Source organism: Streptomyces africanus (assembly GCF_002150735.1).
GTDB lineage: Bacteria > Actinomycetota > Actinomycetes > Streptomycetales > Streptomycetaceae > Streptomyces > Streptomyces africanus.
The window spans coordinates 1-5,279 of record NZ_MUKA01000514.1 but is presented as its reverse complement, the minus strand read 5'-3'; the positions used below and the strand labels follow the sequence as shown (position 1 = coordinate 5,279).

The following is a 5,279-nucleotide window of genomic DNA, read 5'->3' as shown; positions in this document are numbered from 1 at the left end:
TTCCCCCCACATGAGGAGGCCCCTCCCCGGGCGGGGAGGGGCCTCCTCATGTGGGTACGGTCCTCAGCACTTCTCCCGCAGCGAGTGCAGGTGCGCGCTGGAGCGGCGCGCGAACGTGAAGGACTCGGCCGGGTTGTCGTGCTCGGCCTGCCAGTGGTGGGCCATGCGGTGGCCGCGCAGCCGGGTCACGGCGGAGATGAACCGCTGGTAGTCGATGTCTCCGTCGCCGACGTCGGTCATGCGGTAGCCGTACGGGTTCGACGGGTCGCTCTCCCCGTCCTTCACGTGGAACAGCGGGTAGCGGTCGGGCTGCCTGAGGACGTAGTCCAGCGGCTCGAACGGGGCGGGCGTGCCGTCGGGCCGCTTGGAGAAGCGGAACTGGCCGACGTACGCCCAGTAGATGTCCATCTCCAGGTGGACGAGGTCCGGGTCGGTCTCCTTGAGCAGGACGTCGTAGAGGCGGACCTTCGGGTTGTCCGTGGCGAAGCTGAACTCCTCGGAGTGGTTGTGCTGGTAGAACTTCATGCCCCGCGCCTTCGCCGCCGCGCCGTAGGTGTTGAAGTCCTCGGCGGCGCGCTTCCAGGCGTCGACGGTCGAGCCGTAGCGGAACGGGCCGGCGGCCGTGCCGATGTGCTTGAGGCCGAGGGCCTGGGCGTCGTCGAGGACCTTGGTGAGGTTCTGGGCGAAGGTGTAGGCGTTCGGGTCGTCGGAGTAGTAGCCGACGTGGCTGCCGATCGGGTTCAGGCCGTGGTTCCGGGCCAGCCGCTTGAGCTGGGCGAGCGTGATGGGGCCGGCCGAACCCTGGGTGTAGCCGGCGAACTCGACCTCGTCGTAGCCGTACTTCTCCAGTTCGGCGAAGACGGGGCCGAAGCCGAGGGTGGAGACCTTGTCGCGGAGGCTGTAGAGCTGGATGCCGAGGCGGCCGGGCGGCAGGACGGGGCGGCCGCGGCCCTTGGCGCCCAAGGCCGTGCCGGTGGCTGCGGACGTGGTGCCGGTGGCGGCTGTCGCGGGGGTGGCGGCACCGAGCAGGGCGGCGGCGGTGGCGCCTGCGGCCACGCCGAGCATGCCGCGTCTGCTGAGGCGGTGGGTGAGCTCGGGGTCGGGCTGGGAGAAGCGGCTCATGGGTGGAACTCCTCGTGATCGCGGGGCGTTGTCAGTGGTGAGTGCTTCACTTGTGACCAGTCGGGACTGAGCGTTACGGCCTCAGTCGAGACCGGCGAGTCGGAGCAGCAGTGACTTCACATCGGTGGCCGCGACGCGGTCGCCGACAGCGCGGGGGGTGGAGCAGATGAGGAGCGGACCGTCGTCGTCGCTCGCCGGGAGGCGGCCGTGGCTGCCTCGAATAGGTGAAGGGTCCAGGGGCACGACCGCCATGCGGTAGCGCATGCCGAGTTTCTTGCGCGCCAGCGCGGTGGCCGCCTTGACCTTCACGTAGGGGTCGAGGGGATCCATGAAGAGCTCGACCGGGTCGTAGCCGGGCTTGCGGTGGATCTCGACGAGCTGCGCGAAGTCGGGCGCGCGGGCGTCGTCGAGCCAGTAGTAGTACGTGAACCAGGCGTCGGGTTCCGCCAGGGCGACGAGTTCGCCTGCGCGCGGATGGTCGAGGTGGTGGGCCTTCTTGCCCTCGTCGTCGAGGAGTTGCTCGATGCCGGGCAGGCCGTCGAGCGCGGCCCGGGCGGCGTCGAGGTCCTCGGGGCGGCGCACATAGACGTGGGCGATCTGGTGGTCGGCGACGGCGAAGGCACGGGAGGCCATCGGGTCGAGGTACTCCATGCCGTCCTGCGTGTGCACTTCCAGCAGGCCGGCGCGGCGCAGGGCGCGGTTGATGTCGACGGGCCGGTTCACGCGGGTGATGCCGTACTCGGACAGCGCGACGACCGTACGGCCCTCGGCTCGGGCGTCGTCCAGGAGCGGTGCCAGGGCGGCGTCCAGGTCGGCGGCCGCCTTCAGGGAGCGCGGGTCGTCGGGGCCGAAGCGCTGGAGGTCGTAGTCGAGGTGAGGGAGGTAGCAGAGCGTCAGGTCGGGGTGCCGGGTGCGGATGATGTGGCGGGTCGCGTCGATGATCCACCGGCTGGAGACGAGGTCCGCTCCAGGTCCCCAGAAGTGGAAGAGGGGGAACGTGCCGAGTTCGTCGGTGAGTTCGTCGTGCAGGGCGGCCGGCCTGGTGTAGCAGTCGGGTTCCTTGCGGCCGTCGGCGTAGTAGACCGGACGGGGGGTGACGGTGATGTCGGTGTCGGCGCCCATTGCGTACCACCAGCAGATGTTCGCGACGGTGTAGCCGGGGTGGGCGCGGCGGGCGGCGTCCCAGAGTTTGTCCCCGGCGACGAGGCCGTTGTGCTGGCGCCACAGGAGGACGTCGCCGAGTTCGCGGAAGTACCAGCCGTTGCCGACGATGCCGTGCTCCGAGGGCATGGTGCCGGTGAGGAACGTGGACTGCGCGGCGCAGGTGACGGCGGGCAGGACGGTGCCCAGCGGGGCGCGGGAGCCGGACTGGCCGAGCGCCTTGAGGTGGGGCATGTGGTCGAGGAGACGGGGGGTGAGTCCGACGACGTCGAGGACGAGGAGCGGGGTGGGGCGGTCCGCGGCGGCCGGGTCGGGGTGCTCATGGGTGCCGTTGCTCATGGCAGCTCCTTCAGGCCGAGGTCCGTCAACAGGTCGCGGGTGAGGGTCAGTTCGGCGGCGATGCCCTCGGCGAGCTGGCTGCGGCCGCGGGGGCGCAGCTCGGGCGGCAGGGCCTGCCAGGTGTAGGTCTCGACCTCCAGGTGGCGGGTGAGCGGGGCCGGGCCGCCGACGAGCCGGGTGAGCGCGGTCTTCAGGACCGGGAGTGTGGAGGTGAGGGGTGCGGCGGGGGCCGCGTGCAGGGGGACGTGGAAGTGGGAGCGCCAGGGTGCGCCGTCGGGCAGGGCGTGGCCGGCGACGGCCTCGTCGAGGTCGTCGGTGGCGCGCAGGCCGGCGGCGGTGGCCGTGCGGGTCTGGTGCAGGAAGCGGGGTTCGGCGAAGGCGGCGAGGGCCTCTCGGACCTCGGGCAGATGGGGGTGTTCGGCGTGCAGGGCGGCGGAGAGCTGGGATTTGACGACGGGGACGCGGGCCTCGGTGAGGGCGTCCAGGGCGGTGTGCGGGTCTTCGAAGGAGGTGGCGAGGTGGCAGGTGTCGACACAGATGCCGATGCGGTCGTGGCCGATCGCGGTGAGCGGGGCGATGGCGTCGTGGGTGGTCTCGACGACGCAGCCGGGTTCCGGTTCCAGCCCGACGCGGATGGAGCGGCCGGTCAGCTCCTCGATGGCGTCGAGGCGTTCGGCGAGGGTGAGCAGGGCGGCACGGGCGGTCCGCGCGCGTTCGTCGTCGTACGCGGTGCGCCAGGCGAGGGGCAGGGTGGAGATGCTGCCGTCGCCGACGTCGTCGGGGAGGAGCCCGGCGAGGACACGGGCCAGGGCGGTGGTGTGGTCGAGGCGTTCCGGGTCGGCCCAGTCCGGCTTGTAGACGCGGTACTTGACCTCTTCCGCGCCGAAGCCCTCGTACGGGAAGCCGTTGAGGGTGACGACCTCCAGGCCGCGCCGGTCGAGCTCGGTGCGCAGGCCGCGCAGTGCGGACGGGTCGGTGTCGAGGGCGTGGGCGGCGCCCCTGGCGAGCCACAGCCCGATGCCGAGCCGGTCGCGGCCCAGGCGGCGGCGGACGGGTTCGCAGTGGTCGCGGAGCTGGGCGAGGACGCCGTCGAGGGTCTCGGCGGGGTGGACGTTGGTGCAGTAGGCGAGGTGGACGGTGGAGCCGTCGGGGTGGCGGAAGCGCATGGGTCACGCCCCCGCGGCGGGGACTCGGGCCGGCTCGTCGCCGTCTCCCGGGCCGAGGTCCGGCTCGTGCGGGTCCTTGGGGACGCCGCGGAGGATGGAGTTGCCCTCGTGGGTGGCCTCCGTGCCGGTGACGTCGAGGTTCAGGCGGCCGCTGAGCCCGTAGAAGGCGACGGGGTTGCGCCACAGCACCTGGTCGACGTCGTCCTCGCCGAAGCCCTCGGCCAGCATCAGGTCGCCGACCTTGCGGGTCTTCAGGGGGTCGCTCTTTCCCCAGTCTGCGGCGGAGTTGACCAGGACCTGCTCGGTGCCGTAGGCGCGCAGGATCGCGATCATCCGCTCCTCGTCCATCTTGGTGTCCGGATAGACGGAGAAGCCCAGCCAGCAGCCGCTGTCCTTGGCCTCCTTGACGGTCGTCTCGTTGAGGTGGTCGACCAGGACGCGTTCCGGGGGCAGTGCGGACTCCCGGACGACGTCGAGGGTGCGGCGCAGGCCGGCGAGCTTGTCGCGGTGCGGGGTGTGCACGAGGGCGGGCAGCCCGTGGTCGGCGGCGAGCTGGAGCTGGGCGGCGAGGGCGGTGTCCTCGGCGGGGGTCATGGAGTCGTAGCCGATCTCGCCGACGGCCACGACGTTGTCCTTGACGAGATACCGGGGCAGTGCGTCGAGGACGGGCACACAGCGCGGGTCGTTCGCCTCCTTGGGATTGAGCGCCAGTGTGCAGTGGTGGGCGATGCCGTACTGGGCGGCGCGGAACGGCTCCCAGCCCAGGAGGGCGTCGAAGTAGTCGAGGAAGGAGGCGGGCGAGGTGCGGGGCTGGCCGAGCCAGAAGGAAGGCTCGACGACGGCGCGGACACCGGCGGCGTGCATGGCCTCGTAGTCGTCCGTGGTGCGGGAGGTCATGTGGATGTGGGGGTCGAAGATGCGCATCAGGACTCCTTGCCGTGGGGGTGGTCCGTGCCGGGGGCGGGGGTCACGGACTCGGTCAGGTCCAGGACGCGGTACAGGTCCTCGGGGACGGTGCGGCCCGCGGCGGTGCGTTCGGCGGCGTAGTCGCCCAGCATGCGGGCGAGTTCACCGTCGCCCCGGGCACGCCGGGGCAGATCCGCCACGTGGTCGACGGGGACGCCGGTGAACAGGCACTTCAGCACGGCGTGGCGCCAGTCGTGCGCGGCCAGGTGCCGGGCGGCGTACGGGCCGACGGCGGCGGTGAGGAGCCGCGTGTCGTTGGTGCGCAGGGCGTCCTCGACGAGCGGGAGGGCGCCGGGGCCGGACACGAGGTGGGGCAGGGCGTGCAGGACGGCGCGGCGCTCGTCGGCGGTGCCCTGGAAGTACACCCGGGTCAGGGCGTCTGTGCCGGCACGGGCCGCGTCGAGGATGAGGACACGTGCGGCATCGGCGTAGGCGGCACCGCAGCGCCGGCCGGCCTCGGCGAGGCGCAGTTCCCACGCGGAGATGGGCCCGTGGATGCCGGGGTGGGCGGCGGCCTCGTCGAGG

Annotated in this window: 5 protein-coding genes; all 5 read right to left on the bottom strand. The window is 72.1% G+C overall.

What is annotated here, in order from left to right:
- Positions 1-63: 63 nt before the first annotated feature.
- The gene (locus CCL05_RS41120) at positions 64-1,122 is read right to left on the bottom strand and encodes a sugar phosphate isomerase/epimerase family protein (RefSeq protein WP_086565674.1); all 1,059 of its coding nucleotides are present in this window, start codon (positions 1,120-1,122) and stop codon (positions 64-66) included.
- An 81-nt stretch (positions 1,123-1,203) separates the two neighbouring features.
- A complete protein-coding gene (locus CCL05_RS41115) occupies positions 1,204-2,622 on the bottom strand; it encodes an alkaline phosphatase family protein (RefSeq protein ID WP_086565673.1) in 1,419 nt (472 codons plus the stop codon).
- Complete coding sequence (gene eboE / locus CCL05_RS41110; RefSeq protein WP_086565672.1) at positions 2,619-3,788, bottom strand: metabolite traffic protein EboE; 1,170 nt, start codon at positions 3,786-3,788, stop codon at positions 2,619-2,621. The genes CCL05_RS41115 and eboE overlap by 4 nt, the downstream gene beginning before the upstream one ends.
- Before the next feature lie 3 nt (positions 3,789-3,791).
- Positions 3,792-4,712: a TatD family hydrolase gene (locus CCL05_RS41105; RefSeq protein ID WP_086565671.1), complete on the bottom strand. Its 921-nt coding sequence runs from the start codon at positions 4,710-4,712 to the stop codon at positions 3,792-3,794.
- A partial coding sequence (locus tag CCL05_RS41100) for an EboA domain-containing protein (protein WP_086565670.1) occupies positions 4,712-5,279 on the bottom strand: 568 nt, incomplete at its 5' end. The genes CCL05_RS41105 and CCL05_RS41100, both read right to left, overlap by 1 nt.